General features: G+C 46.3%; 24 protein-coding genes. 11 read left to right on the forward strand and 13 right to left on the reverse strand.

Annotation, left to right across the window (positions count from 1 at the left end; all coding sequences use genetic code 11):
- Nucleotides 1–124: 124 nt before the first annotated feature.
- The 8 genes from CLV42_RS25700 to CLV42_RS25735 all read right to left on the reverse strand — a co-directional run bounded on the left by CLV42_RS25700 (nucleotide 125) and on the right by CLV42_RS25735 (nucleotide 8,291).
- Nucleotides 125–586, reverse strand: a complete 462-nt coding sequence (locus CLV42_RS25700; RefSeq protein ID WP_106604803.1) for a hypothetical protein — start codon at nucleotides 584–586, stop codon at nucleotides 125–127.
- Between the two features lie 104 nt (nucleotides 587–690).
- The gene (locus CLV42_RS25705) at nucleotides 691–2,388 is read right to left on the reverse strand and encodes a GMC oxidoreductase (RefSeq protein ID WP_106604804.1); all 1,698 of its coding nucleotides are present in this window, start codon (nucleotides 2,386–2,388) and stop codon (nucleotides 691–693) included.
- A gap of 81 nt (nucleotides 2,389–2,469) precedes the next feature.
- Nucleotides 2,470–4,167 (reverse strand): GMC oxidoreductase, encoded by a 1,698-nt coding sequence (locus tag CLV42_RS25710; protein WP_106604805.1) that lies wholly within the window; start codon nucleotides 4,165–4,167, stop codon nucleotides 2,470–2,472.
- A gap of 54 nt (nucleotides 4,168–4,221) precedes the next feature.
- Nucleotides 4,222–4,797: a gluconate 2-dehydrogenase subunit 3 family protein gene (locus CLV42_RS25715; RefSeq protein ID WP_106604806.1), complete on the reverse strand. Its 576-nt coding sequence runs from the start codon at nucleotides 4,795–4,797 to the stop codon at nucleotides 4,222–4,224.
- Nucleotides 4,798–4,956: 159 nt separating this feature from the next.
- Nucleotides 4,957–5,733, reverse strand: a complete 777-nt coding sequence (locus CLV42_RS25720; RefSeq protein WP_106604807.1) for a L,D-transpeptidase family protein — start codon at nucleotides 5,731–5,733, stop codon at nucleotides 4,957–4,959.
- A 60-nt stretch (nucleotides 5,734–5,793) separates the two neighbouring features.
- Nucleotides 5,794–5,994 carry a hypothetical protein gene (locus CLV42_RS33735; RefSeq protein WP_146154480.1) on the reverse strand — a complete coding sequence of 67 codons (201 nt, stop codon included), beginning with the start codon at nucleotides 5,992–5,994 and terminating at the stop codon, nucleotides 5,794–5,796.
- A 193-nt stretch (nucleotides 5,995–6,187) separates the two neighbouring features.
- Nucleotides 6,188–7,324, reverse strand: a complete 1,137-nt coding sequence (gene hppD, locus CLV42_RS25730) for a 4-hydroxyphenylpyruvate dioxygenase (protein WP_106604809.1) — start codon at nucleotides 7,322–7,324, stop codon at nucleotides 6,188–6,190.
- Nucleotides 7,325–7,706: 382 nt separating this feature from the next.
- The gene (locus tag CLV42_RS25735) at nucleotides 7,707–8,291 is read right to left on the reverse strand and encodes a TlpA family protein disulfide reductase (RefSeq protein WP_106604810.1); all 585 of its coding nucleotides are present in this window, start codon (nucleotides 8,289–8,291) and stop codon (nucleotides 7,707–7,709) included.
- A 153-nt stretch (nucleotides 8,292–8,444) separates the two neighbouring features.
- Between CLV42_RS25735 and CLV42_RS25740 the strand changes: the two genes are divergently transcribed.
- Nucleotides 8,445–9,041 (forward strand): TetR/AcrR family transcriptional regulator, encoded by a 597-nt coding sequence (locus CLV42_RS25740; protein WP_106604811.1) that lies wholly within the window; start codon nucleotides 8,445–8,447, stop codon nucleotides 9,039–9,041.
- 27 nt (nucleotides 9,042–9,068) lie between these two features.
- Nucleotides 9,069–10,217, forward strand: coding sequence for an FAD-dependent oxidoreductase (locus CLV42_RS25745; RefSeq protein WP_106604812.1), 1,149 nt, complete (start codon nucleotides 9,069–9,071; stop codon nucleotides 10,215–10,217).
- Here CLV42_RS25745 and CLV42_RS25750 read toward each other — a convergent pair whose 3' ends face one another.
- Nucleotides 10,218–11,000 carry a fatty acid desaturase family protein gene (locus CLV42_RS25750; protein WP_106604813.1) on the reverse strand — a complete coding sequence of 261 codons (783 nt, stop codon included), beginning with the start codon at nucleotides 10,998–11,000 and terminating at the stop codon, nucleotides 10,218–10,220.
- Between the two features lie 250 nt (nucleotides 11,001–11,250).
- Nucleotides 11,251–12,243: an aldo/keto reductase gene (locus CLV42_RS25755; RefSeq protein ID WP_106604814.1), complete on the reverse strand. Its 993-nt coding sequence runs from the start codon at nucleotides 12,241–12,243 to the stop codon at nucleotides 11,251–11,253.
- 144 nt (nucleotides 12,244–12,387) lie between these two features.
- Here CLV42_RS25755 and CLV42_RS25760 point away from each other — a divergent pair, with 144 nt between their 5' ends.
- Nucleotides 12,388–12,588 carry a hypothetical protein gene (locus CLV42_RS25760; RefSeq protein ID WP_106604815.1) on the forward strand — a complete coding sequence of 67 codons (201 nt, stop codon included), beginning with the start codon at nucleotides 12,388–12,390 and terminating at the stop codon, nucleotides 12,586–12,588.
- Between the two features lie 5 nt (nucleotides 12,589–12,593).
- Here CLV42_RS25760 and CLV42_RS25765 read toward each other — a convergent pair whose 3' ends face one another.
- Nucleotides 12,594–13,751: a homogentisate 1,2-dioxygenase gene (locus CLV42_RS25765; protein WP_106604969.1), complete on the reverse strand. Its 1,158-nt coding sequence runs from the start codon at nucleotides 13,749–13,751 to the stop codon at nucleotides 12,594–12,596.
- Nucleotides 13,752–15,064: 1,313 nt separating this feature from the next.
- Here CLV42_RS25765 and thrA point away from each other — a divergent pair.
- The 5 genes from thrA (at nucleotide 15,065) to rpe (ending at nucleotide 21,624) form a co-directional block, all read left to right on the forward strand.
- Entirely contained in the window at nucleotides 15,065–17,512 is a 2,448-nt protein-coding gene (gene thrA / locus CLV42_RS25770; RefSeq protein ID WP_106604816.1) for a bifunctional aspartate kinase/homoserine dehydrogenase I, read from the forward strand.
- A gap of 39 nt (nucleotides 17,513–17,551) precedes the next feature.
- Nucleotides 17,552–18,487 (forward strand): homoserine kinase, encoded by a 936-nt coding sequence (locus CLV42_RS25775; RefSeq protein ID WP_089839117.1) that lies wholly within the window; start codon nucleotides 17,552–17,554, stop codon nucleotides 18,485–18,487.
- 6 nt (nucleotides 18,488–18,493) lie between these two features.
- Nucleotides 18,494–19,807, forward strand: coding sequence for a threonine synthase (gene thrC, locus CLV42_RS25780; protein WP_106604817.1), 1,314 nt, complete (start codon nucleotides 18,494–18,496; stop codon nucleotides 19,805–19,807).
- A 108-nt stretch (nucleotides 19,808–19,915) separates the two neighbouring features.
- On the forward strand, nucleotides 19,916–20,929 hold the full coding sequence (locus CLV42_RS25785) for a tetratricopeptide repeat protein (protein WP_106604818.1): 1,014 nt from the start codon (nucleotides 19,916–19,918) through the stop codon (nucleotides 20,927–20,929).
- A gap of 29 nt (nucleotides 20,930–20,958) precedes the next feature.
- Nucleotides 20,959–21,624, forward strand: coding sequence for a ribulose-phosphate 3-epimerase (gene rpe, locus CLV42_RS25790; RefSeq protein WP_262510010.1), 666 nt, complete (start codon nucleotides 20,959–20,961; stop codon nucleotides 21,622–21,624).
- Nucleotides 21,625–21,710: 86 nt separating this feature from the next.
- Here the strand turns inward: rpe and CLV42_RS25795 are convergent, their stop codons facing one another.
- Entirely contained in the window at nucleotides 21,711–22,091 is a 381-nt protein-coding gene (locus tag CLV42_RS25795; RefSeq protein ID WP_170117649.1) for a response regulator, read from the reverse strand.
- Between the two features lie 22 nt (nucleotides 22,092–22,113).
- Nucleotides 22,114–24,330, reverse strand: coding sequence for a sensor histidine kinase (locus CLV42_RS25800; RefSeq protein WP_106604821.1), 2,217 nt, complete (start codon nucleotides 24,328–24,330; stop codon nucleotides 22,114–22,116).
- 213 nt (nucleotides 24,331–24,543) lie between these two features.
- Here CLV42_RS25800 and purE point away from each other — a divergent pair, with 213 nt between their 5' ends.
- From purE to CLV42_RS25815, 3 genes are all read left to right on the forward strand, one after another.
- Entirely contained in the window at nucleotides 24,544–24,999 is a 456-nt protein-coding gene (gene purE, locus CLV42_RS25805) for a 5-(carboxyamino)imidazole ribonucleotide mutase (protein WP_106604822.1), read from the forward strand.
- Between the two features lie 83 nt (nucleotides 25,000–25,082).
- Nucleotides 25,083–26,045 carry a PhoH family protein gene (locus CLV42_RS25810; protein WP_106604823.1) on the forward strand — a complete coding sequence of 321 codons (963 nt, stop codon included), beginning with the start codon at nucleotides 25,083–25,085 and terminating at the stop codon, nucleotides 26,043–26,045.
- A gap of 215 nt (nucleotides 26,046–26,260) precedes the next feature.
- Entirely contained in the window at nucleotides 26,261–26,728 is a 468-nt protein-coding gene (locus tag CLV42_RS25815) for a DUF4878 domain-containing protein (RefSeq protein ID WP_106604824.1), read from the forward strand.
- The last annotated feature ends 217 nt before the right edge of the window (nucleotides 26,729–26,945 follow it).

Below are 26,945 nucleotides of genomic sequence, written 5' to 3' on the forward strand. Positions count from 1 at the left end.
CATGTATGTTATTAGGATCAAATTGGGAATGACGAACGCACCCGAACAAAGAAGGATTAACAGTAAAAGCGACGTTGATACGAAGTAAATAAATTTATGAATATTCAACAAAAAAATTATCCTGCTAAAAATGCATCCCGGTAACGAAACAGTTCATCACCTTATTATTCTCGCAATTTATTTCAATAAAATATCTGTCGAAGAATTTATATCCATTAATTTCGATATCCACCATGCAGTGCCCGTTTATCAATGGTAATCTTGTATATACCTCCAGATACAAATAATATGTGTTATCTACTATTCCCTCATATTCTTCGGCAATCCCAAAATCCGGCGGGACTACAACAATCAGACGCTTTCCGCTCAGATCAGGGATCTCTACCGAACTGTCGGTCTTATACGCTTCAGCAGACAATTCGCGACCAATAGTTGAGGAATGGAATTGACTTGTAACAGGATTAATAACTGGTTTATAATAAACCATATCATAGGAATAATCTTTCTCCAGGAAATCATGCGCTACAAAATAATCGAGCGCAATCTGTTCATACAGCACGCTATCGCGGCTAACATTTTCTTTCATAAAATACGGTATAGGAAATACGCTGCGATATTACCATTATTCCTTTAAACAAAAAAAGCCTGCCGGTCACTACACCAGCAGGCTTACTATTTAATCTCAACAAACTACAAATTACCTTTCTTCAGCTCCTTCACGGCATAATCACACGCTCTTGCTGTCAACGCCATATAGGTGATAGACGGATTCTGACAAGCGGAAGACGACATACACGCGCCATCTGTAATAAACACATTCTTCGCAGCATGTACCTGGTTCCAGCCATTCAGCACGGATGTCTTGGGATCACGTCCCATCCTGGCAGTACCCATTTCATGGATACAGTGTCCGGGAGGTGGCATACTGTCGTAAGTACCCACATTCTTCAGGCCCGCTGCTTCCATCATTTCTTTCGCACTCTCCGCCATATCCTTTCTCATCGCCAGTTCATTCTCCTTGAAAGAACAGTCGATATCCAGTGTCGGCAAACCGTATTTATCTTTTTTCTCTTTATTCAGCGTTACTTTATTTTCATAGTAAGGCAGATGTTCGCCCCATGCACCTACACCGAATGTCCAGGTACCGGGTTCGGAAAGTGATTCTTTGAACGTAGCACCCACACCGTCGAAAGATGTACCACGGTTACGGTCAGCACCTCCCTGGTAGCCAAAACCACGCACATAGTCAGTACGTTTGGTAGCGGCGTTCACATTACGGAAGCGGGGGATGTAGATACCATTAGGTCTGCGTCCGCTACTATAATACTGATCCTGAAAACCATCATATTCACCACCGGCGCCCACGCCAAAATGGTGGTCCATCAGGTTATGTCCTACCTGCTCACTGTCATTGCCAAATCCGTTAGGGAAACGGTTGGAAACAGAATTCAGCAGGATAGATGCAGTGCCCAGTGTAGAGGCATTCAGGAAAATAATGCTCGCATAGTATTCTACCGTCTGCATGGTATGTGTATCCAGTATCTTCACACCGGTAGCCTTACCTTTTTGTTCATCATAGAGCACCTCCAGCACGATAGAATCGGGACGCAGGGTCATATTACCGGTTTTAGCTGCCGCTGGCAATGTTACCCCATTGCTGCTGAAATAACCCGTAAAAGGGCATCCGCGGGCGCACAGATTACGGAACTGGCAAGGGCCTCTGTCGTTATGTTTCTCTGTCACGTGCGCCACACGACCGATGGTCATGATACGGTCTTTGTACTGATCTTTGATCCTGCCGGCTACGTGTTTCTCCAGGCAATTCATTTCCATTGCCTTGAGGAACTTACCGTCGGGCAACTGTGGTAAACCTTCTGCCTGTCCGCTGATACCGATATATGTCTCCACATAATCATACCATGGCTCAATATCTTTATAACGGATCGGCCAGTCAACCCCGTGACCGTCTTTTGCATTCGCCTCAAAATCAAGATCACTCCAGCGATATACCTGGCGGCCCCACATCAGAGAACGTCCGCCTACGTGATAACCACGGAGCCAGTTGAATGGTTTTATCTGGTTGTATGGATTTTCTTTGTCGTTCACCCAGAACTGCTGGGTGGCTTCGTCAAAAGCGTAACACTGACTTTGTACAGGATAATTATCCTTTTGTTCCAGTGTCTGATTAAGGCGGTGCGGGAAATCCCAGGGTGCCTTCATGGCGGTGTTGTAATCCTTAATATGCTCTACATTACGGCCACGTTCAAGCACCAGTGTTTTCAATCCTTTCTCACACAGCTCCTTTGCTGCCCATCCTCCGCTGATACCCGAGCCAACCACAATAGCATCGTAGGTGTTTTCTTTCTCTGCTCTAATATTGAGGTGCATAGTCTTAAATTAAATTAGGAACCAGGGATAGGTTCCCGGAACATCTCCCGGTATACACCAATGCCTGATTCCTAACCGATATTAAATATTTCCTTTCTTCAGTTCTTTCACCGCATAATCCACCGCCCTGGCAGTCATGGCCATATAGGTCAGAGATGGATTCACACAGGCTGCGGACGTCATGCTGGCGCCATCTGTTACAAATACGTTCTTTACGGTGTGCACCTGGTTCCAGCCGTTCAGGATGGAAGTCTTAGGATCGCGTCCCATGCGGGCAGTTCCCATTTCATGGATCGCCATACCTGGATAAGAACCACCATCATATGTTTTTACATCTTTCATACCGGCAGCTTCCAGCATTTCCGCTGCATCATTCATCATATCCTTACGCATCTTCATTTCATTCTCCTTGAATTCTGCATCGAATTTCAATACGGGTTGTCCCCAGTCATCCTTCACAGATGTATCGAGTGTTACTTTGTTGTCTTCATATGGCAGGCACTCTCCGAAACCACCCAGTCCCATGCTCCAGTACCCTGGTTCTGACAGTGCATCTTTGAAGTCTTTACCTACACCCATTTCAGCAATACCACGTGCCCAACCGCCACGGCTGGCGCCTCCCTGGTAACCGAAACCGCGGAGGTAATCACGTTTATCGCTGCCGATGTTGCGGTAACGCGGAATATAGATACCATTCGCACGGCGGCCAAAGAAGTATTTATCGTCAAAGCCTTCTGCACGACCGGAAGCGCCCGTACGGAAGTGGTGGTCCATCAGGTATTTACCCAGTACACCGCTATCGTTACCAAGACCATTCGGGAAACGGCTGGAGGTAGAGTTCATCAGCACGAAGGTAGTACCCAGTGTAGAGCCATTCACGAAGATGACCTTTGCATAGTATTCGGTCATCTGTTTGCTATGCTTGTCTATCACACGCACGCCTGTAGCCTTTCCCAGTTTCTCGTCGTAGATGATAGAGTTCACGATACTATCCGGACGCAGGGTCAGGTTGCCTGTAGCAACTGCTGCTGGCAGTGTGGACGACTGTGTACTGAAGTAAGCGCCGAAAGGACAGCCCCTGCTACACAGGTTACGGAACTGGCATTGTGTACGACCCGGTAATGGCTGCGTAATGTTGGCCACACGTCCCATTGTCATCTTACGCCCCTGGAAAGCCTTTTCTATTTTACCCTTCACATCCTTCTCTACGCAGTTCATTTCCATGGCTGGCATGAACAGACCATCGGGCAACTGTGGCAAGCCTTCTGCCTGACCGCTGATACCTGCAAATTTCTCTACATAGTCGTACCAGGGAGCCAGGTCCTTATAACGGATAGGCCAGTCGATGGCAATACCATCTTTCAGGTTCGCTTCAAAATCTATATCGCTCCAACGGTAAGACTGACGGCCCCACATGATGGATTTACCACCTACGATGTCAGGACGGTACCAGTCGAAACGTTTTACTTCATTATATGGACTCTGGGAGTCGTTGATCCAGTATTTCTCATTGTGTTCACTATATGGATAATCGCGGCTCAGTTTAGGATGCGTTTCACGCTGATCAACGGTAATACGTCCGCGGTGTGGAAATTCCCAGGGATCTTTTGTGGCAGTTTCGTAATCCTTAACGTGTTCTAATTTCTTCCCTCTATCCAGCATTAATACTTTGAGACCTTTTTCGGTGAGCTCTTTGGCAGCCCATCCTCCGCTTACGCCGGAGCCAACTACGATTGCATCATACGTGTTCTGCTCCTGAGCTTTCATATTGAGATTCATGGAATTCTTGGTTTTTTGTTGACATACTTGTTCTGTTCTCTTACTTACAAGGACTTACACAGCCCAGGCCTTGTCCCCTTTCTTGTATGGGATACAACCTTCAAACTTACCCGGTACCGCTACATAACGCAGGGCTTTCGTAGCGCCTGGTTCTGAAGTAAAGTAACCTGTCAGGGTCAGTTCTTTCAGGATCTGGAAGTAATGGGTTGGATCTCCCTCCTTCTTATTCTCCCTTTTATTATAGTCAACACGTTCTTTATCGATTGCAGTCAGCACCGTGTTCTTTTGCTCGTCAGACAGGTCAACAAAAGACTTCTTGAATTGCTTTTCACTCGCCTCATCGATCTTTTTCAGACCTTCCAGCACTATTTTCTGGTCTTCCACCTTATAACAATCATTCAGCATCGTAACGATGAATTTATCCACTTCTGCCGCCTTAGCGCCCGGAGTACTCGTTTCCGGAATGATCGTCTCAGCTATCTCAGCCAGGATTTTCTTAGTTTCAGACGCCTGCAGGGCATAGTTATCAGGTGCCTTCGGGTTACAGCCTTCCAGGGCTGACAACGTGGACGCGGAAATAGCGGTGCCCAGTAAAAGGGCAACGTTCCGGATGGCTTCTCTTCTATTCATATAGTAAATTGATTTGACCTTTCGCCCTAAGTTTCAAAAAAATTTTGACTTTTCATAAAAAAATAATCAAAAGGAAGGTTAAAAAGTCGAAAATGTAAAAAAGCGAAAGGGCGTCTCATCTAAAACGAAACGCCCTTTCTATCCATTTGGTTGAGATATCTACATAATGTATTTGCCCTTTTCGTCTACCAGTATAACCGGTAACTTATGATGGGCCTCAAAATATTCATATGCACCCTTCAGCTCAGCCCACAGCTTTTCAGCGATGGCCGTGCTGTCTTTGTCCTTCTCTTTCTCTCTCGTTGCGAAATTGTTCAGATAGTCCAGAGAACGGGAATTTCCGAATTTCACTGGGAATACATGTACAGGAATGAAATCCTGTCCTGCATTTTTGGCGTTTACCGCCAGGATATATACTTCTTCAATAAAATCGTCTGTCAACGGAATACAACCAATCGTCAGGCAGCTGCCATGGATGTAGATCTCCCCACCCGGCTTCTTCTGATCACTCAGGATCTTATCGGCAAAGTTGGGATAGTTGATACCCAGTGACAGATGGTAGTTACTATTTGGATTGAAGTCGTTGATATAGTAAAAGCCTTCCGGTACCTGCCTGTCCCCTTCCTTTCGTTTAGGGCCCATTTTTCCTGACAGCGTACATACCCTGTATGATTTGAACAGCTGGAATGTATCAGAAACACTATTTTTTACCCAGATCTCCAGTTCACTGTCCAGTTTGAAAGACCTTAAGAAGATATATTTAGCCGGATAAGTGAGTCCCTTCTTCTTAAATTCTTCCTTCAACTGTTCTTCTTTGTCCCGGTAGGCATACCCCACTTTCGGGAACATTTTCTGGTTATCCAGGAATGATTGCTGCTGGGCCTGCACCTTGCCTATCCCCAGCAGGATTAAAACTGCTAAAACGACCTGCTTCATAGATATTTTAACACAATTTTACAAATTCACATACGCTTGAACCTATCTTACGGGAGCATTTTACTGTTGTTGCATGTTGAAAGTCCGGTAAGCCAGGAAGAAAAGCAACAATGCAAAAATAGCATATATAACCATACCTACCTTCCGGTTGGCAAAGCGCAGAATGTAGTGACGCTCGCCCTGGTAGATCAATACAGCCGTTATACATTGAAAAATCCCTCCCAACAGAAATAATACCCCTAACAAAGTTTGTACTCTCATAAGAAAACGATCTCTTATGCAAATTATTTCAAATTCCGGAACATTTACAATACCATGAAATGGTCAGATACAAAATCAGGAACCGGTATATCATGTTGCCATGTGGTCTATGGCCCACTGCTATTCCGGAATGTCCGGAGTAGCAGTGGCATGATATCCCGATTCCTGATCTGTTCTCAGGGAGATAAAAGCCTTACAGGTTACCTCTCAAGGCCTGTTCCCTTTCTATAGACTCAAACAGCGCCCTGAAATTGCCTTTCCCGAAGGATTTGGCACCTTTACGCTGGATGATCTCAAAGAATACTGTTGGACGGTCCTCCAAGGGCTTTGTAAATATCTGCAGGAGGTATCCCTCGTCATCGCGGTCCACCAGGATACCTAATTCTTTCAATGGCAGCAGATCTTCATCGATATGCCCTACCCTGTCCAGCAGGGTGTCATAATATGAGCCCGGAACTTTCAGGAATTCTACGCCCCTGTCCTGCAGAGCCGTAACGGTCTCAATGATGTTATTGGTAGCAATAGCCACGTGCTGTACGCCCGGGCCACGGTAGAAATCCAGGTATTCCTCTATCTGCGACTTCTTCTTGCCTTCTGCCGGCTCATTGATAGGGAATTTCACACGGCCGTTGCCATTACTCATCACCTTACTCATCAATGCGGAATATTCCGTGGAAATGTCCTTATCATCGAAGGACAGCAGGTTACGGAAGCCCATCACCTTTTCGTAAAAGTCCACCCAGGTATTCATTTCGTGCCAACCTACATTACCCACACAGTGGTCTACATACAGCAGACCGGTATCTGTCGGATTATAAGCCGTTTTCCATTCCCTGTACCCAGGCAGGAAAGGACCATTGTAGTTTTTTCGTTCGATGAACAGGTGTACCGTATCCCCATAAATGTGAATGCCACTACGCACTACAGTACCAAATTCATCTTCTTCTGTTACAGGTTCCAGGTAAGGTTTTGCTCCTCTTTTAACAGTTTCCTCAAAAGCGGAACGGGCATCGTCTACCCACAGTGCCAGCACTTTCACGCCATCCCCATGTTCCGTAATATGACGGGCGATGTCGTTGTCAGGTTGCAGCGGTGTGGTCAGCACAAAGCGCAGCTTGTTCTGTACCAGTACATAGGAAGCCCGGTCTCTTACACCGGTTTCCGGACCGGCATATGCCAGCGACTGGAAGCCAAAAGCTGTCTTATAAAAATGGGCGGCCTGTTTGGCATTTCCCACGTAAAACTCAACGTAATCTGTACCATTTAATGGGAGAAAGTCCTGTACATCGGCAGGAACAGCCGAAACGACGGCATCTGAAGTTGTATGCATGATGGATTGGTTTTAGAAGATTTGGTGTATGAAATATTTTTGACCAGACGTAATAGTATGTTGTAACAATGCCTAATGCATTGAAGAAATGACAGGTAGAACCACTGTAAATGGGCGTGGAGAAAAAATAGTAAATAGAAAATGGAAAGGAAAACAGAACGCCCGAAAAGGCAGTATCATACCTGCACTAGGATAGTGCGGAATCCATAGCCAGCGTAGCCATCAGAAAGTAGTACTTGCTGTGACGCTGATCGGATGTTTTATGGTATGTATGCAGATGAAGCATAAATTAGTTGCTAATGCAATATTAGCATTTCGCTATATTAAAACCAAAAAATACTGTAGAGATGATAGCTGGATAAGAAGGGGCTAAAATTGCATACTACTTACGGATGTATTTCTCAAAATAACTCATGAATCTTTCATTGCCATAATCGGCGGCACCTTCATGCCGGTAAGCAATCTGTCCTTTTTTGTTGATGATCACTGTAGTAGGAATAGACCTCCCCAGCAATTCTCCGGGAATCTGACTGTCAGCCACATATAAAGGCAAACTGTATTGCTGTCTTTTCAGGAAAGAACTCGCTTTCTTGTAATTACCATCCGTATCCACCGTCAGGAAGATCACGTTCTTATCTTCCCGGAACCTTTCATATAAAGCATTGATAGAGGGCATCTCCGCACGGCAGGGAGGGCACCAGGTAGCCCAGAAGTTAAGGAATACCACCTTTCCTCTCAGGGAAGACAATGTGAACGTTTTGCCCTCACCGTCTGTAAAAGACATATCAGGCGCCATATTACCGTCCGGACTCACCTCTTCAGGCATGCCCGGCTGGAACAATCCCACCTTCATCAGTCCCTGCATTACCCCTGCCTTTACGGATGGATTCACCCATACCAGTATAAGGAAAGGGACCATGATGCCCGTTGTAATATTCGACAATGAGAATAAACGTCTCAGATTCATAAAGCGCATAGCTATTTACAGCGCTAAAGTACAACTTTAGCCGGTATCAGCCACCGCAGCAGTAAACCCATCATCAGTCAGCACAAAAAATAAATCATAAGTAAACAAACATTTACTTACTTTTGCTATACCAATCCGGTAATAAGATATTTCATGAGACCTAAGAACCTGGAAAAAGAAGAGGCTATCCGGACCATTGCCCTGCAGATCATTGCAGAAGAAGGGCTGGAAAACCTGAGCATGCAGAAGCTGGCAAAAGCAGCCAATGTATCGCCCCGCACCATCTATATTAAATACGAGAATAAGGAAGACTTTCTCGTCAAACTCTTTATTGACGAGGTGTTGGGGGCTTATGAAAAAGCCGTGCTGGAGAAGTTCAAACCAGAAATGGTCTTTGCCGAAGGTGTAAAGAAACTATGGGCAAACGCATTCCGCTTTTTTAAGAACAACAGACCCGCTTATGCATTGATGCAATATGGTAAGTCCTCTCCCCTGCTAAACAAAGCCTACCAGGAAAGAGATATAAAAGAAGGAGACTTCTTCAGCCCTATTCACCGTTTTCTTGAACTGAATGCAAAAGCGGGTGTTATCAGGAAACTCCCACAGGAAGCTTACAGAGCTATTTTATTCTCTCCCATGTTCGAGCTTACAAATGAATACTTTGATTGCCTGGACCGGCCTAAACAAGTCGTCACAGATAAAGTGTTTGCCGACTGCTGTGATGCTGTCATAAAAGGCTTACTAAAATAAGGCTATGCACTAATAAACCTAACACATATGAGTATCCTCAAAAACAAGAAAATTGCCATCGTCGGAGGTGGCCCGGGAGGTCTTACCCTTGCCCGAATACTACAAATGAACAATGCCGATGTAAAAGTCTATGAAAGAGATCCCGGTAAAGATGCCAGAGCTCAGGGTGCAACGCTCGACCTTCACTATGAATCAGGATTAAAAGCATTGCGTGAAGCAGGCCTCATGGACGCATTCAAGGCCAATTACCGCCCCGGAGCAGACAGAATGCGTGTGATGGATAAACATGCCAACCTGGTAATGGAAGACGCAGAAAGAGAACAGGGTGATGAAGCCTACTTCCGTCCGGAGATAGATCGCGGTCCACTGAAGAAGATCCTGCTGGAATCTCTGCATCCTGACACCGTTATATGGAACAGTCATTTTGTATCGCTCACGCGATCAAACAGTGGCTGGCAACTCACATTCCGGGACGGTGCTACCGTTGCTGCGGATATTGTGATCGCTGCAGATGGCGCCAACTCAAAGATCCGTCCTTACATCACACCCATTAAACCTTTCTTTGCGGGACTCACTGTCGTAGAAGGCGCCGTGTACAATTCCGCTACAGCTACTCCCAACATACATCGGCTGTTGCAGAATGGAAAGATCTTTGCCATGGGCGATGATAAATCCATCATCATAAGTTCCAAAGGAGATGGAAGCCTGGTATTTTACACGGGTTGTAAAACAGATGAATACTGGAGCCGGGATTGCGGGATCGACTTCTCCGATAAAGCACAGGTATTCGCCTGGTTCAAAACTGCTTTCGCCGGCTGGGCACCGGTATGGGATGAACTGTTTGAAAACGCTTCTTCGCATTTCGTTACCCGTCCGCAATATTGTATGCCTTTAGACCAGACATGGGAAGCTTTGCCCGACCTCACTATGCTGGGCGATGCAGCACACCTTATGCCTCCTTATGCAGGCGAAGGCGTTAACATGGCAATGCTGGATGCACTGGAACTGGGTCAATGTCTCACCAACAATACGTTTCCTGATACCCTTACCGCCATTGCATACTACGAACAACAAATGCGTATAAGAGCATCAGAAACGGCAGCCCAAACACTCGAATCAACAGACGCACTGCATTCGCCAGACGCTATTGCATTCATTAAGCAAGCTGTCAGTTAATCAAAACGTATTCTTCTTCTCCAGCTCGGGCAATACCTGATCTATACGCTTTGCCAGTTCCGGTAATTTTATGGTAGGCACCGCAGGGAACAGGTGATGTTCCAGGTGATAGAACATGCTGAAAGTAATTTTATTCTTCCAGCCGCCCCGCTGTGTCCTGGCTAGTTCGGGATGTTCTTCGGTATCATGATGCACCGTCCATACAGCAAAGAAGGCCATCAGGAATTCTCCTGTGACCATCACGATGATGTGATAGATGAGGAACGGTATCTTAAAATAAAACACGATAAACGCAAAAGCAGCAATAGCTGCCAGTTCGGCCAGCACGTTCCGCACATACTTCCTGTTGCCTAGCTGCAACGTTACTTTATGGATCAGGAACATATGCACAGGACCATAAAAGATAGCGCCATACCAGCTCATGCCGGCTGATTTTCCTTCATAATCCTCATCAGACAAACAATACTTATGATGCCGGATATGATTGAACTTTACGGCATGAATAGAGGCCATCATCAACACACTGTTTGAGAAAAGTGTGAACCATGTCAGGAACCTGTTAGTGCCGAGAGAATTATGAAAGCCGTTATGTACCTGCCGTAATCCTGTCAGAAAGAAAAAAGCGGAACAGGGTAATGCCAGTATGTAATAACCAAAATATGCCAGTATCCAGGAAGCGAACAACCAGGGAAGCGTCAGGTTATTTTCAATCAGCATTTCCCCGACAGATAAGTCTTTGAGGTCTTTCCATGATACCTTTTTTACCATTTCTGCATGTGTCATGTATAGGAATTTTAGTAGGGTACTCAAAAGTACGGATCGTATACAGGTAGCATATGATAAAAGTCATCTCCCAAAAACAAACCGGGCCATCCCTTGCGGAACGACCCGGTTTTTGTTCTCTGTTCAATTGACCTGCAACAACCTTAGACAAAAATCAATTGCAGAGTAGTCATGAAAAAATACACCAAGTGAAACAATCCTGAATTAGTCTGACAAAGTTGATTCGCATTCCATAAGACGATGCGTCTTTTTAGACCAACTGTACCTGGTACAGCCTGTCATTAATGAATTTTATTTCTTCAGCGCTCAGTTTTACATTGATCGCCCTTGCATTCTGTATAGCCTGCTCCGCATTACGCGCCCCTACCAGGGCTACTGTAATACCCGGACGGTCTATTGTCCAGCGGATCACCAGCTGCGCCAGCGTCACACTTTTACTCTCTGCCATTGGCTTGATCTGATCAAGAAAAGCATTGATACGGCTCAGGTTTTCCGGCTGGTAGAATTTGGTATTGGGACGATGATCTCCTTCCCCAAACTGATGACCAGGTTTGATCTTACCGGTCAGAATACCTCTCTGCAAAGGACTATAAGCCAGAATACCTTTTTTATGCTCAACACAATAAGGTACCAGCTCTTTTTCGATCTCTCTTTCCACCATACTGAAAGGCACCTGGTTAGAGGCCAGCTTAATTGTTTTCTCTGCCTCTTTCATCAGCGCCGCATTGTAATTGCTTACGCCCGCTTCGCGGATCTTTCCCTGCTCTTTCAAACGTAAAACAGCTTCAAAGGTTTCCTCAACAGGTGTGGTCACATCTGGCCAATGGATCTGGTACAGATCGATATAATCCGTGCCCAACCTCCTGAGACTGTTCTCACATTCCAGTATGATACTTTCCTTACCGGAATATTTATAGACGTCGATGTCTTTCCCGTTGTTATCCTTGCTTTTGAATGCCAGCGTTCCTTTCGCCAGATCCCAGCGCATACCGAATTTCGTCAGCACCTGCACCTTCGTTCTGTCCAATCCTTTCAGCGCATCACCTGTCAGCTCTTCACTTAAACCCTGTCCGTAAACAGGAGCAGTGTCTATGGAAGTAACGCCTTCGTCAACAGATGCGTGGATCGCTCTTACAGCATCATTATGTTCTGTTCCGCCCCACATCCAGCCGCCAATGGCCCATGCTCCAAATGTAATTGCTGATACTTTCAGTTCGCTTTCTCCTAATTGTCTGTATTCCATTATTTATTGGTTTCTGTTTACGTTGTATAAAACGTTGTATAAAAGCGTTGTATAAAAATATAGATTCCCTTTCAAGTACCCCTACTACGAATTAAAATAGTGAGGTGGCATAGAATTGGTACTTCCTCCTTAAAATTCAGGTATATGGAAAACAATCAAGCTAATGAAAAGCCTGCTAACAAACAACAGGATGAAGCCCTTCACAAAGAGCACATAAATAAGCAGGGAAAGAAAGAAAACACAAATGATATCTACCTGGAGCCTGAAGAGAATAATACCCTTCAGACGCCAGAAGAATTTGCAAAAGATAAAGGAAAAATATTAGGTGAAGAAGAAGAAAAATAATCTTTCTATTCGGCCCAGCTCATCACGTAATGATCATCTTCTATTCCAAGCGCATCCTGTGTGATCTGCAAAGGATGGAACGTGTCTACCATCACGGCCAGTTCCTTTGTTTCTTTTGCGCCGATGCTCTTTTCGACGGCGCCGGGATGTGGCCCATGCGGAATACCACCCGGATGCAGGGTGATCATTCCTCTTGTCACATGCTTGCGACTCATGAAATCACCATCCACATAATACAACACTTCATCACTGTCTATATTGCTATGATTATAAGGTGCAGGAATGGATTGCGGATGATAGTCAAACAACCTCGGACAGAAAGAACATACCACAAAATTATGTCCTTCAAAAGTCTGATGCACTGGCGGTGGCTGGTGTACACGTCCTGTAATGGGTTCAAAGTCATGAATGGAAAATGCAAAAGGATACTCATATCCATCCCAACCCACCACATCAAACGGATGATGCGCATAGTGGATAGGATACATCATTCCCTTCTTCTTGATACGTATCAGGAAATCGCCCGCTTCATCAATGGTTTCCAGGTTCTGCGGCTGCCTGATATCGCGCTCACAGTACGGCGCATGTTCCAGCAACTGCCCATACTGACTAAGATAACGTTTAGGATAACGAATAGGACTGAATGACTCCACAATAAACAGACGGTTCTCTGTACCCGTAAATTTCATCTGGTAAATAGTCCCACGAGGTATCTGCAGATAATCCCCATACCCGAAAGGCAATTGCCCATATTGCGTATGCAACACGCCGGAGCCCTCATGCACAAATATCAGCTCATCAGCATCTGCATTCTTATAGAAATAATCCGTCATACTCTGTTTTGGCGCAGCCAGTACAATATGACAATCACTATTGACAAGTACCGCTTTCCTGCTCTGCAGATAATCATCTTCCGGCTGAATATTAAATCCCTGGAAACTGCGGTGCTTCAACATCTTCTCCTCTGCAACACGCGGAGCAGCACTATAAGGCGTATCTACCTTCACAATCTCGGTAGGCGGATGACAATGATATAACAGGGTTGAATTGGACGAAAACCCTTCCGTTGAAAATAACTGCTCAGAATAAAGAGAACCATCGGGCTTACGGAACTGTGTATGACGTTTATGAGGGATGTTCCCCAACTTATGATAATGCGGCATGATGAATTGGTTTTTCAGTCCCTTACCTCCCGGCAAAAGACAGTGGAATATTGAATGACAATTTTATGACACAAAGATAAACAGCATTACTGCCTGATAAGTATCCGTACCTGTCATCTGGTAAATCAAGATCAATATCAATTAACCGGTAACTGGTAGATCAATTAAAGGAAATGAGCTCCTCTTACCGGGGACAGCCAGATAAGGAACGGAATACGGGGAAACAAGGCCTATCGGCTTACAATGCCCTCCAGCAGGAAGCAATACTTCCAGCGGCGCTTGTCTATATGATATGTAAAGTTGCGGAAATAAGGCATGAATCAACGTGGTTAAGGCAAATGTAAGGAATCGGATCGAAATTGACCCAAAATGGGGGTAACGGGGCTATTGGCGTAAATGATTATGTATTGTTAGTACGCTTTTACCATGCCTTTGACATGCCTTTGATATGCCTTTAACGTGGACTTAATGCCCTCCATAGGTGGGCTATGTTTGTACCCGGGGGCAACGCCTCCTGGCTATACCTTCCTAACAGGAGCCCAGTATATCATCGTAGGGACAGCGGAAGTAGCACCGGTTTCAGATGGGAATGGCGGGCCTTCGGCTCTCCGGTGACACGACCGGTCCTGCCTAATAGATATCCAATGCCCTATTCGCTTGACAACGCCCAATAGCATTCCAGAGAGGCGCCGACCGCCATCCCATACTGAAACCGAAGCTACTTAGCGATTCTCAGCACTAAAAAACGCCCTCAAAGGAGTATCTATTCGCTCAAGATATGGTCGAGGTTCAGTGGAGGCTATATCCTATAGGCCCATTACTATAGCATTACAGGCACTTTGTATAGCCACGGCTATAGAATAGTGCCTGTAATGTAGGACTAGAGCGCCTATAGGATATAACCTCCACCGAACCTCCACCGAACCCCGACCCTATCAGCGCCCCTGCAACCCCACATCACCCCCTTCCCCTTGAAAATCAATAAACTTGTCCTGCCCCGCTCCATATGAGTAAAATTTCACAATTTTCCCCACCAAAATTTAAATAATTTCAAAACTTTGACAATTCATTTGTTAATCCGAAAGTAATTCCAGACTTTTGTTAGCGAAAAGTAAATTCATAATAGTGCTACCAATAGTTACATACTTCACTTCTGCATCTCGCACCATCTCCGGCGCGGGTATCAGCACTATTACAATTACATCTATTACAACCCCGGTGCGGGGTTAATATTCACATATCATCCAACGACCATCTAAGGTGGTACACCCGGTAAAGGGGACAGGACTTTTTACGTATCAACATCTTCAGACATGCAAGTATTAAAATTCGGCGGAACTTCCATGGGAAGTGCCCAATCCATAGAACAGGTTTGTAATATCATACAAAACAAAAAGCCTAACGGGCGTTTTTCCATTGTTGCCTCCGCCATGAGTGGCATTACCGATAAGCTGATCCAGTGTGGAACACTTGCCGGACAAGGACAGGAACAATATAAGGACGTATTACAGGAGATCGAAAATAAGCACCTGGATACCATCCGCACCTTATTTCCCATTACCGTACAGAGTGGCATCATCAGTCAGATTAAGAAACGCTTAAACACCCTTGAAACCCTCTGTGACGGGATCTTCCAGGTGGGTGAACTAAGCGCCCGGTCGTTGGATAAGATCATGAGTTTCGGAGAACTCGTTTCCTCCTACCTCCTCGCCGAAAAGCTGAAATCAAACGGCCTGAAAGCAGTATGGAAAGATAGCCGCGAGCTGATTGTTACTGATAATAATTTTGGTAACGCAGCAGTTAATTTCCTGGCTACTAACCATCAGACTACACAGTTCTACCAGCAGCAGAACGCCGACTTCGTGGTATTACCCGGTTTCGTTGCCGCTACTACCGATGGTGAAACCACGACCCTTGGCCGCGGTGGCTCTGATTATACCGCTGCCATCGTTGCTGCTGCCCTGCATGCAGACGTCCTGGATATATGGACGGATGTAAGCGGTATGATGACAGCCGATCCCCGTATGGTATCACAGGCCATTCCTATCCCGCATATCTCTTATGAGGAAGCGATGGAGCTGTCCCACTTCGGCGCGAAAGTGATCTACCCTCCTACCATACAGCCGGTCATGGATAAGCACATCCCTATCTGGATCAAAAATACCTTTGCACCGGATGACTATGGTACCCTGATCCATTCTCAGGATGGCAATGGCCGTACTTATCCCGTAACCGGTATCAGCGGCATCCAGAAAATAGCCCTGCTGACACTGGAGGGTAGTGGTATGGTGGGTATACCTGGTTTCTCTAAAAGACTGTTCGAAGCATTGCTGAGTGAACGTGTGAACGTGATCCTCATCACCCAGAGCTCTTCGGAACACTCCATCACTGTAGGTATCCACGAAGCAGATATGCTGAAAGCCAAAACAGCGGTAGACAGCGAATTCTCTCAGGAGATACTGGAAAAACGTATAGAACCACTCATCGTGGAAAGAGATATGAGCATCGTAGCGGTGGTGGGCGATAAGATGAAGAACCATCACGGTACCAGTGGTAAACTCTTTGCAGCACTGGGTCGTAATGGTGTGAACGTACGCGCTATAGCACAGGGTTCTACCGAAAAGAACATCTCTGCTGTGATCAACAAAGCTGATGTAAAAAAAGCACTGAACGTCATACACGAAGCCTTCTTTGAAGAGCCACTAAAACAGGTGAACGTGTTCATCGCAGGTGTAGGTAATGTAGGCGGTAAACTGCTCGAACAACTGGACCAGCAGCATAAATTCCTGATGAACGAACTCGGTCTGCACGTGCGTGTAGCCGGTATCGCTAACAGTAAAAAGATGGCCTTTGGTCATGAAGCGATCAACCTCCCTGAATGGAAGACTGTCCTGGAAAGCGGTGAAGCTTCCGACATGCTCGCCTTCGCACAAAAGATAAAAGCACTCAACCTTCGTAACAGCGTATTTGTTGATAATACAGCCAGTCCGGAAGTAGCGGCTACCTATGGAGAGTTTCTCCAGCATGGTATTTCCGTGGTGACCTGTAATAAGATCGCCTGTTCTTCAGACTACGCTTATTATAAAAGCCTGAAAGATACGGCACGCAAATACAATGCTTCCTTCCTGTTTGAAACCAACGTAGGTGCAGGTTTGCCGGTGATCAACACCTTAAATGACCTGATCCGCAGTGGCGATAAAGTGAACAGTATTGAAGCGGTGTTGAGTGGAAGTCTCAACTTTGTATTCAACAATTTCGTGAACGGCGCCAGCTTCCGTCAGGTAGTGAAAGCGGCACAGGACGAAGGATATACAGAACCGGATCCACGTATCGACCTCAGTGGTGTGGACGTAATGCGTAAGATCCTCATCCTGGCACGCGAAAGCGGTGCGAAGATGGAACTGGATGATATCACCAACCATTCTTTCCTGCCGGTAGAAGCATTGGAAGCACCTTCTGTAGATGCTTTCTATGAGCAACTGGACGTACATGCAGGCCATTTCCTGGCATTGCGTGAAAAGGCAGATGCAGAAGGCAAACGCCTGAAGTTCGTAGCCCGCTATGAAAACGGAAAGGCATCTGTAGGCTTACAGTCTATCGCGCCGGATCATCCGTTCTTCAAGCTGGAAGGAAAAGATAATATCGTACTCTATACCACCAACCGCTATGCGGAACAACCACTGATCGTAAAAGGCGCCGGTGCGGGGGCAGATGTAACGGCTTCCGGTATATTTGCTGATATCATCAGATCAGCCAGATAAACCGTATATCAGTAACGTATACTTAAATTTTGACTCCTCATGGGAAATGACTGTATAAAAGTATTCGCCCCTGCTACTGTTGCCAATGTAGCCTGCGGCTTTGATGTGATCGGACTGGCCATGGATGCTCCCGGCGATGAGATGATCATGCGAAAGAGTGATAAACCCGGCGTTACCATTACAGCAGTACATGGCGCTTCTCTTTCCACGGACCCTGCCCAGAACGTATGTGGTGTTGCCATCCAGGCATTGCTGCAAAAGTATGGACAGCCCGATGCCGGCATAGAACTGGAACTGTTTAAGAATATCCCTCCCGGTAGTGGTATAGGCTCTTCTGCCGCCAGTTCAGCTGGTGCTGTAGTAGGCGCCAATCATCTGCTGGGCAATCCTTTCACACCCAAACAGCTGGTACGTTTTGCTATGGAAGGCGAAAGACTGGCCAGCGGCGCAGCGCATGCCGACAACGTGGCTCCTGCTATACTGGGTGGCTTCACTCTCGTAAGGAGTTACAAACCCCTGGACATTACCGGCCTGCATACGCCGTCAGAACTGTGGGTGACCGTTATACATCCGCAGATAGAAGTAAAAACTTCCGATGCCCGTGAGATCCTGAAACAAAAAGTACTGATGACAGACGCCATCCGCCAGTGGGGGAACGTAGGTGCACTCGTGGCAGGGCTTTACCAGGAAAATTATGACCTGATCAGCCGCTCCCTCGAAGACGCTATCGTAGAGCCGGTACGTGCGATACTCATTCCTGCTTTCTTTGAACTGAAAGTAAAATGTAAGGAAGCCGGTGCACTGGGTGGAGGTATCTCCGGTTCCGGTCCTTCTGTCTTCATGCTGAGCAGAGGCGAGGAAAATGCCCGTAAGGTAGCCGCGATGATGGATACTGTTTATGCGCCCCTGGGCGTGGATTACAAGATCCACGTATCGAAAATAAATACGGAAGGTGTGAAAATTACAAAAGTGTAAAGTCTAATGAAATATTTCAGTCTACAGAATAAACAACACATTGTCTCTTTCGAGGATGCAGTAGTACAGGGCCTTGCGCCGGATAAGGGTTTATATTTCCCTGAGCGCATTCCTTCCTTTGAAAAGGATTTTATCGACAACATCGAAAAACAGGATGACCTTGATATAGCCTACACTGCCATCCGGCCTTTTGTAGGTGATGAGATACCGGAAGCGATCCTGCGACAGATCATTGCGGATACCCTGAGCTTTCCTTTTCCTGTTGAAAAGGTAGCAGGTAACATCTATGCACTGGAACTGTTCCATGGTCCTACCCTGGCCTTCAAAGACGTAGGCGCCCGCTTCATGGCCGGCTGCCTGGGTTACTTCAGGAGGAATGATACCCGCCCGGTAACTGTGCTCGTTGCTACCTCCGGCGATACCGGCGGTGCAGTGGCGCACGGCTTCTATAATGTACCTGGCGTACGTGTGGTGATCCTTTACCCATCTGGTAAGGTCAGCACCCTGCAGGAAAAACAGCTCACCACCCTGAACGGTAACATCACCGCGCTAGAGATAGCTGGTACCTTTGACGATTGCCAACGTATGGTGAAAACCGCTTTCCTGGATGCGGAACTACAGGCCCACTGCCTGCTTACCAGCGCCAACTCCATCAATGTAGCCCGTTGGTTACCGCAGATGTTCTACTACCTGCTGGCATGGAAACAGCTGAAAACAGCCTATCCTAACGTTGTTTTCTCTGTACCCAGCGGCAACTTTGGTAACATCTGTGCAGGTATGATGGCGGCTGCCATGGGACTGCCCATTAAACATTTTGTGGCCAGCACCAACGTCAACGATACGGTTCCAAGGTTCATGCAGACCGGCCAGTATACCCCCGGACAGGCAACACCTACCCTATCTAACGCCATGGACGTAGCCGATCCGAGCAACTTCGTTCGTATACTGGAACTCTTCGCCAACAGTCTGCCAGCCCTGAAGGAAAAGCTGACTTCCATCTCCTTTGATGATAAAGCGACTGTTGCCACGATGGAACAGGTATGGAAGGAATACCAGTACATGCTGGACCCTCACGGTGCGGTAGGTTATCTCGGCTTACAGCAATACCTGCAGCAGACAGGCGCACATGCAGACAACAATACAGCTGGCGTTTTCCTCGAAACAGCACACCCGGTGAAATTTGCCGATACTGCTCCCGCTTCCCTGCAGGACAAGATCGTCACTCCGGAAAAGGTACAATCCCTGTATGCACTCGAGAAGAAAGCTGTACAGCTGCCAAACGACTATAAAGCACTGAAAGATTGGCTGACCGCCAATTGATCCGGCATGCAACAACACAAGAAGGCTGGCCCCAGGGTCAGCTTTTTTTGTGCCTGCCTGAATAACCGCTAACGCCAAAAGATCGGGCATTTTTTATATTATTGTCATATGAAATACCTGTTCCTTTTATCATTATCCATTCCCTTTTTCTTTTCCTGCCAGTCCGGCAAGCCGGAAGAGCAGACCGCCCATAACGATGCCGACTCTTCCCTGTACGCTCCTTTGGTGCTCCCTTTAACGGATTCCATCGCGCAGTTTCCGAACAATGAAGCACTCTATTTCCGCCGGGCCCTGCTCCTCTTTAATACCGATCCCTTACTGGCAGAAAAGGACTTTGAAAAGGCAGCGGAGCTAAAACCAGACGTTACCGACTTCTGGGCAGGCGCAGGTGAAGCGGCATTGGTACTAAAGGACTATCCCCGTTCTATCGCGCATTTTAAAAAGGCGTTGAAGACCGCTCCGGGCTATCCTTACCTGGAATACCAGCTGGCCACCGCGATGATAGAGAACAAGCAGTATAAGTCGGCAGACAGCGTGGCGTCTATCCTTGGACAATCAGAAGGCACGCACGATAAGGCCTTCTATCTGAAAGCCCGTATTGCCGAAGATAACAAGGATACTACCCAGGCCATCAATCACCTCACCACCGCCATCGATAAAGCGGGTTTACAGAGCGATTACAGCGCTGTAATGGAGCTGGGCGATTTACTACACATCAGACACTCTCCGGCCGCTATAAAGTACTATAAACTAGCAGCGCGTTTAGATTCTATAAATTCTGAACCACTGATCTCTCTGGCAGAGTACTATGAAGAGAACGGTAACTATACAGAAGCGATCGCTACCTACAACAGTAGCATCACCACCGATCCTGACGATGACAGGGCCTACCTCGCTTTAGGCAGGATCAACATGAAGAAGAAGGATTGGAAAGAAGCCTACCGTTATTTCGATCTGGCGGCAAAAGCCTCCCCAGCCAATGCAGAAGCCTATTACTACCGTGCACAGTGTCTGGAGAATATGGGTCGCAAAGAAGATGCTATAGACGATTATGTGAAGGCGCTCACTTTTAAGAAAGATTATCCGGAAGCAAAAGCTGCGCTGGACAAACTCAAGAAATAACAGTTATATTCGTACACAACTTTAAACGCGTGGCTTTGGAAAATAGAAACACATTTGTCGCACCCTCTCTGCTGGCGTCCAATTTCCTGGAATTGGGCAAAGAAGTAGACATGTTAAATCGCAGTGAAGCTGACTGGTTGCACCTGGACGTAATGGATGGCAGATTCGTACCGAATATCAGCTTTGGATTACCCGTCATATCACAGATCAGGAAGGCTACTACAAAGACCTGTGACGTGCATCTCATGATAGAAGAACCGGAAAAATATGCGGAGGACTTTAAAAAGGCCGGCGCAGACATTCTGACGGTTCACTATGAAGCCTGTACGCACCTGCACAGGAACATTCAGCAGATCAAAGGACTTGGCATGAAAGCCGGCGTAGCACTGAATCCGCACACGCCCGTACATCTGCTGGAAAACGTTATCAATGACATCGACCTTATACTGATCATGAGTGTTAACCCTGGCTTCGGCGGACAACACTTCATTCCGAAGAGCCTTGAAAAGATCCGTCAGGCCCGGGAGATGATCAATCACTACAAGGCCCATGCCCTCATTGAAGTTGATGGTGGTATCAACATCGACAATGCCGGCGACATCTTCAAGGCAGGCGCTAATGTGCTTGTTGCGGGCAGCACCGTCTTCTCCTCCAAAGATCCTGAAGCGACCATCAGCGCTTTAAGGAATGCTTAAAAACATGTTCCAACACATACTGCAATAAAATACGGGAGGGTTATACCATTGGTACAACCCTCCCGCTAAAAATATAATGCTGTTACTCAGCTCGCCTGCAACTTGGTAATGATCTCGCTGGACAAAGGCTTGGTCAGATACCCTTTCACAAAAGAGTAATTATCTACCTTCTTCCGGTCCTTATCATCAATAGATGACGTCAGCACAAAAATACCTATCTGCTTAGCGAGATCTTTATAAAAGCTGGCATAATCATTCAGGAAATCCCATCCATCCATGACTGGCATATTAAGATCCAGTAAGATCAGATCTGGCAATTGCTCCGGTTCGAAGGAGTATTGGCGCAGATAATCCAACACATCCTGTGCATCCGAAAAGGCCCGCACGTTTTCGCCTATCCCCTGTCGTTTGATCATTATGTTCGCGATCTGCTGATGTATCGGATCATCATCTACGATAAAAATCATGTTGTGCGATTGCATACAGGGATTATTCAGTTTTAAAGGTAATAATAAATTTCGTACCCTGACCCGGTGTACTCTCCGCCCGGATGCTTCCACCCATTGCTTCTACCTGCGTTTTGGTAATGAACAGACCGATCCCTTTTGCATCTTTATTTTTGTGAAACGTTTTCCGGAAACCAAACAACTTATGCCCAAAACGCTCCATATCGATACCTAAACCATTGTCTTCAGCCGTCAGAATTGTATAACCATTTTCCTGCCAGCTCATAAAATGCAGGCTGGGCCGGCGTTCCTGCGTACGGTAACGGATGGCATTGGTAATGAGATTCTGCAGAATGCTGTCCAGGTACAGACGGGGAAATTGCAGAACAGGCGCATGCTCAAAGTTGGTCGTCAGCAAAATACCACTCTTTTCGATATCCGCAAATAGGACATCTTTTACATACTGCAGCCGCTGTGAAAAGGCCAGCTCTTCCCGGTCCATATCTACATTCTTACGGATCTGTACAACATCTACCAGGTCATTGAGCGTCTCGTCTATTTTGAATATTACTTCCTGTAGTAAGGAAAGATACTGCTCCCTTTCTTGCGGCAAACGCGAATCATTATGCATCTGCATAAGCGCTTTGAGATTAGCGATAGGCGCCCGCAGGTTATGCGAAGTAATATGTGCAAAGTCTTCCAGCTGCTGATTCTGGTTCACGAGACTCTTGTTCAGCTTATTCAGTTGCTTGTTCGCGCGGAAAAGGTCCTTTTGCATGTTGCGGCTATCCGTAATATCCCGGATAAAGACTGAAACAGTACCATCCCTCATAGGAGTAATCAGGAACTCATACCATTTGTACCGGCGGGGAAAGTAACTACTGAAAGAAGCAGAACTGGTGCCTGCCAGCGCGGCTGAGAAGCGGGCCCTGAACGGTGTGGCATATCCCAGTTCCGGCAAGATCTCATAGATGCTCTCTCCCGCGAAGATCCGTCTGCCAGCCATCTCTTCCGCTTTGCGATTGGCGAATGACAACGTACCGTCTTTTTCCATAGTAGTATATCCCATGTCGACCGCGTCAAAGAAGAGATGCAGCTGTTCCGTATTACGCTGTAGCTGGTTACGCATCTGCTGTTCCATTTTCCGGTCGGTAATATCATTCACCAGCACGGCAACGATCTGTTGCTTATCCACAGGGTCTTTCAGGGGGAACAGGGTCAGGTCCAGCCATACTTCCCGGCTTTGTGTCGTCCAGCGACTGTCTTTAGAGAAGTCCAGCTGCTTTTCCACGCGGATCACTTTATTGGCCACCATCACTTCCTTAAAGAGTTTATCCAGGCCATACAAACGGGCAAAAGGATCGCTCATGACATTAAAAGGCGCTTCCGTCTCCTCGTATTCATACTGGAAAAACTCACGCTGGGTATGATTAATACGGCGGATAAAGCCGAAATGGTCGAATTGAATATAACCGATAGGCAGATGTTCTATGATCAGGTCCAGCAGGCGGGAACTCTTTTCCAGTCGTCTGAAGGAGAGCTGCTTCTCAGTGATATCTTTCATCACCAGCTGTAAACTCGTAACAACACCTTGTTCATCAGTCACAGCAAATACGGTGGCATCATAATACGAGGGCAATATCCTGACCACGCCGTTAGTTTCCCGTTCGCGGTATCCGAGCAGTATCTCTTTCCTGGCGGATGATTTGGTATATAATACATCTTCAAACAGTTCACAAAGGCCTGTTTCCTGGAAAAGCGGCTCTTCAAACAGGTTATACCCCGGCCGCGACATGGCGGGGTCTATCGCATTCCATATTTCCTGTTGCACTTCGTTGGCACAATGGTGAATACCTTCAGGAGTGAACTGTTGTAATCCACAGGGCAAGGAGCGTAAAAGCGCATCGCTATCCGCCAGGGATCGCCGGCTACTGATGTCAGTACCTGTCAACAGTAAACATTCTCCAGCGGCAGTCAGCTGCCATTGCACCCACTGACGGGTATGGCAATACATATCCACACAGGCATTCCTGCCCATGGCATGCAGATGGCAAAGCATGGGCCAGTACACATTGGTGTGTTTACCTATCACATCATTAAAATGCAGACTACTTACATTTTCTGCCGGATGAAATTCCCCCTCCGGTACCCGCAGCCATTCCGCTGCCCCCTGATTGACATATAACAGGTTACCGTGCAGATCCAGTAACAGCGCTGGTATAGCTCTCGTTAGCGCGTTACCCATTATGGCATTCATCATAAAATCCCGAACGATAATCCCTTTAAAAATACTCAATATATGATTAAAAATGGCTATTCTTTATAACTATCTGACAGGTCGACAGTCATTTATATTATTTAAGCACGTAATTTTGCGTTTTTCCACAATGTGGATTTCGCTTTTTCAGCAAATGTCAAAGGATAAATATCTTTGGGCAAATACTAACACGGCACAAATAAAATACACATAGCGATGAAAGTACTCATTCTCATGGGATCAGAAAGTGACAAACCGGTAATGCAGGAATCACTCAATTTTTTACAGTTCTTTGGTATTGAAGGTGAAATGATAGTAGCATCTGCACACCGCAATCCTGATAAAGTAAGAGAGCTGTGTATTACAGCGCAGGAAAAAGGCTTTGGCGTGGTTATTGCCGCTGCTGGTATGGCTGCCGCTCTTCCTGGTGTAGTTTCTGCATATACCTCCCTGCCTGTTTTAGGAGTACCATTGGATGGTGGCTTACCTGGTGGTATTGATGCACTGTATTCCATCGTACAAATGCCTGCTGGTCTGCCGGTAGGTACACTTGCAGTAGGTAAAGCCGGTGCGAGAAATGCAGCGGTACTGGCTGCACGTATCCTGGCGCTGAGCAATCCTGCAGTGGCAGAAAAAGTGGAAGCCTTCAAAAAACAAGGTTATAAACTATAGGTTTCTTAATGTAAGGTGTTTAAGGTATATTGCCTTAAACACCTTATACACAGACACCTCAAACGCTCTAAATAAAATATCACTTGACAGAATCAATTATCAGCTTAGATAGTATTAACCCTATCGAGTTCTTCGGAGTTAACAATGGAAAACTTGATCTGCTGAAGAAAAAATTTCCACTGTTAAAGATCCTCTCCCGTGGTACACAGCTCAAACTGTCCGGCGCTCCGGAAGAAGTAGCTACCGCACAGGAAAAAATCGGACAGATCATTTCTTACCTCGAACGTAACGGCAACCTCAGCGAGAATTATTTCGAACAGATACTGGGCGATGAGGAAAAAGTGGACAACTTCAAAGACCGTAATTCCAATGAAATACTGGTGTTCGGTCCCAACGGACGTAATGTAAAAGCCAGAACAGCCAATCAGAAGAAAATGGTGGCGCTGGCAGAGAAAAACGACATCATCTTCGCCATAGGCCCTGCCGGTACCGGTAAGACCTATACCGCCGTAGCTCTCGCCGTAAGAGCGCTTAAAAACAAGGCAGTCAGGAAGATCATTCTGACCCGTCCAGCTGTGGAAGCAGGTGAAAACCTGGGTTTCCTGCCCGGCGACCTGAAAGAAAAGATCGATCCGTACCTGCGCCCGCTGTACGACGCCCTGGATGATATGATCCCGGCCGATAAACTCAGCTACTTCATGACCAACCGTGTTATTGAGATCGCTCCCCTGGCGTATATGCGCGGACGTACACTCGATAATGCATTTATCATCCTGGATGAAGCACAGAACGCAACAGACCTTCAGCTGAAAATGTTCCTGACACGTATCGGTTCTTCTGCGAAAGCCATTATTACCGGGGACCTTACACAGATCGACCTGCCTAAAAATCAGAAATCAGGCCTGGAAAAAGCCACCCGCATTCTCCGGAATATAGACGGCATCGGTTATCTGCAGCTGGATGAAGAAGACGTTGTAAGACATAGACTGGTAAAAGCCATCATACGCGCCTATGATGCATCCAAGGAAAAGGACGAACGTCCATAATTAACAATTCTTTAACAGTGTTTTAAGTATGTTCACGGTTTAAAACGTAAACTGTTAAAAGTATTCCTTGCCTATACCGGTTTACAAACAGGGAAACCAACAATTTTCAAAAACAGGTCTGAATCTTTAAAATTACAACCGGCTGCCCTAGCTGCTTTTTGTAATTTTACACTTTCCACCTATTTTTGTTAACTGTATTATAATAGAACATTTGCATGACCAGTTATCTGCGTATCCTCACCTTGGCATTATTATTCGGTACTGTACTTAGCAGTTGCAAAAAGCGCGCTTCCCCACAGGAAGTAGCACTCAATTTCATGCATGCTATACAGGAATCGAACTTCGACCTGGCAAGGGATTACGCTACCAAGGAGTCACAGCAGGTAATACAGCTTTACTCCTTTTTCGATGCCCGTCGTAACGACTCAGAACGGGATAAGATCAAAAAAGCCGGTATTAAGGTAATTGAGACGGAAGAAAACGGGGACAAAGCAACAGTGACGGTACTGAACTCTTCTTCTCAGCAAAAGGAAAGACTGCAATTGGTAAAAGAAAATGGCCGTTGGAAAATATCGCTCACTTTTGAAAGTATTATTCCAAACTATCTGCCGCCATCAAGTGCACCGTTGGATTCTACCAATATGCAGCCTCAGGATACTACATCCCCACTTCCCATGAAATAAATATTACGATTACTCTTATCTGTATAATTTTGTATCAATTACGAAATTACAGTTGAGTTCCTTATTTTTGCGGCGCGCCAGCAGAACATTTATTCTAAATTCCACATTGCATACGGTATGAACAGCTGCCAGGGTCCCGAAAACGACCTTGCACCGTTATATCTTTGCGATGCGGAATAGATGCAGGGCACCAAATTCTACTAAACGACAAAAACAA

Origin of the sequence: Chitinophaga ginsengisoli (genome assembly GCF_003014595.1) — a bacterium.
In the GTDB taxonomy this organism is placed as follows: domain Bacteria; phylum Bacteroidota; class Bacteroidia; order Chitinophagales; family Chitinophagaceae; genus Chitinophaga; species Chitinophaga ginsengisoli.